Consider the following 2,155-nt stretch of genomic DNA (forward strand, 5'->3'; position numbering starts at 1 on the left):
ATCAGACGAGAAGATCGCTTACTGACACCGGGACCAGGCCTGCCGTACGCAGGTTCGTGACGATGCGGGCAAACGCGGTGACGGTTCCCGGGTAGCCGAAGTGCATGCTCACGACCGAGCCGGGCCGGACGCCGGCGCGTACCCGCGCGACGACGGCGTCGGCTCCAGGGGAGGTGTAGTCAAGCGGGTCGACGTCGAAGTCCACGACCGTCCGGTAACCCGCGGCACCGGCCTCGGCGAGGATCAGTGGGGTGGCGGTGGAGGTGCCCGAGGGCCGGAAATAGCGGCCCTCGCCCGGAGCCAGCCGGGCCAGGACGTCGCGGCATCCGATGATCTCCGCCGCCACCAGGTCGGCTGGCAACGCCGTCAGTACCGGGTGGGAGTACGTGTGGTTCGCCAGTTCGTTGCCAGCCGCCAGGATGACGGGAGCAAGATCGCGATGCTCGTCCAGCCACCGTCCGACCGCGAACACGGTAATCGGGACCGAGAGTTCGGCTGCCTCGGTGAGCAGCCGATGCGCCAGGGAGAGATCCTGCTCCGCCTCGTGCGGGCCGAGATGGAAGGTCAGCGCCACCTGGGGACGGTCCCGCGGTCCGTGGGCGACCGCTGTCGCGGCCCCTCCCGGCATCAGCCCAGGTCCGGGAGGGGCCGCGGTGGCTGCCGCCCCTGAGCTGACGGGGCGGGCCGCGGCGGCAGACATCCCTGCCGACGCCGACGCGGGTGGGCTCGACCCACCGGTGGCGCAGGCCGCCAGCCCGGCGGCCGTGAACGCCGTGCCAGCGGCGGACAGGAACTGGCGACGCGATGATCGTCCAGCAACGCTCTCAGGCATGCGAATCCGATCCGGACGCTGGGGAGGTCCGAGTGTGGCGCCGAGCCGCGCCCAGGATATCGACGGGAAATTTTATGACAAAAGCTACTCAGCATGACGCCGATCCGCCAAGGATCCGGTGAAGCAGTCAGGACAGTTCCTGGGCCCCGACGCCGCGGCACAACCGGCGGATCAAGGTGAACAGGGTGTGTCCGCGCCTTCGACGACTCGGCCGCTGGGGTGTGTCTGATGGATGCTGGTCGATGTGGGCGCCGCCCGCGCGATCGAAACATCCGTCAGACACGCCCTAATCGACCTCCGCCCGGCTGAACCACGACCGAGCCTGCCGGGGAAGGCCCGGAGCCTTCACATCATCGTTGCTGCTGCCTCCACCGCCGACGGCGGCGCTCTCGACGGTCTCGACGGTCTCGACAGCGCCGCGTTGGATGCCGCCGCGCGTCACCGTCAGAAAGCCGACCAGTACGACGATCACAATAAGGGCGGCGAGGGCGACCAGGCCGTCACCGAGACCGACGCCGGACCTTCCGGCCGGCTTGCCGAGCCAGTCTGCGAACGAGGCGCCCAGCGGCCGGGTCACGACATAGGCGGACCAGAAGGCGACGACCTCACTCAGGCCGAACCGCCACCAGGCGGCCGCTGGCACCAGGATGACCACTGTGAACAGGATGGCCGAGGGCAGATAGCCGAAGTGCAACGAGTCCGCGGTGAGATCGCCCAGCGCGGTGCCCAGCGCGAACGTCACGAGCACGGTCAGCCAGTAGTAGGTCTCCCGGCGGCGGGTCACGATACTGTGGATCGACAGCGTTCCCTCACGCCGATGCCATGCGTACAAGACGGTCGCGAGGAGCACGACGTAAAAGACCGTCGAACCGATGTGGCCGACGGGCGGCCCGTCGGCGGCCATGGTGCCGAACACCGCGACCATCATCACCGCAAACCAGTAGACGGGAGCGGAGTAACTCCGGGCCCGGAACTGCAGCCAGAGCCCGAGTGTGAAGCCGAGGATGCCGACCGCGCCCGCAAGCACCAGGCTGAGGTGCGCGAGATAGTCCGAGGTCGCCTCGCCCATGCCCGTTGTCAGAATTTTGACGACCCAGAACAGCGCCGTGATCTCCGGGACCTTGGGGGCGATGGGCTCCCGACCGTGGGTCCGGCTGTGCGAGGAAGAAGGCATCGGTGTCTTTCCGGGTCGGCGACAGGGACGTTTCAGCGCTGCCGCAATACACCACACCGTTCATGTGACGGACGTGTGAGCGCATGCCGCGGCTCGAACGTCCATGACCGTCCCCACCGTCGCGAAACCAGCCCCCGAGTTTGACCCGG

The 2,155-nt window shown here is 68.3% G+C and carries 2 protein-coding genes; both read right to left on the reverse strand.

The features are described from left to right. Position 1: 1 nt before the first annotated feature. Positions 2 to 628: a polysaccharide deacetylase family protein gene (locus AC5LSR_RS04895; protein WP_250290586.1), complete on the reverse strand. Its 627-nt coding sequence runs from the start codon at positions 626 to 628 to the stop codon at positions 2 to 4. A gap of 490 nt (positions 629 to 1,118) precedes the next feature. Beyond that, entirely contained in the window at positions 1,119 to 2,006 is an 888-nt protein-coding gene (locus tag AC5LSR_RS04900) for a COG4705 family protein (protein ID WP_250282861.1), read from the reverse strand. Positions 2,007 to 2,155 lie beyond the last annotated feature (149 nt).

Source organism: Protofrankia sp. CiP1_Cm_nod4, assembly GCF_982290645.1.

Coding starts and splice junctions, on each gene's coding strand:
- AC5LSR_RS04895 (WP_250290586.1), bottom strand. CDS start 628: ATGCCGGGAGGGGCCGCGACAGCGGTCGCCCACGGACCGCGGGACCGT.
- AC5LSR_RS04900 (WP_250282861.1), bottom strand. CDS start 2,006: ATGCCTTCTTCCTCGCACAGCCGGACCCACGGTCGGGAGCCCATCGCC.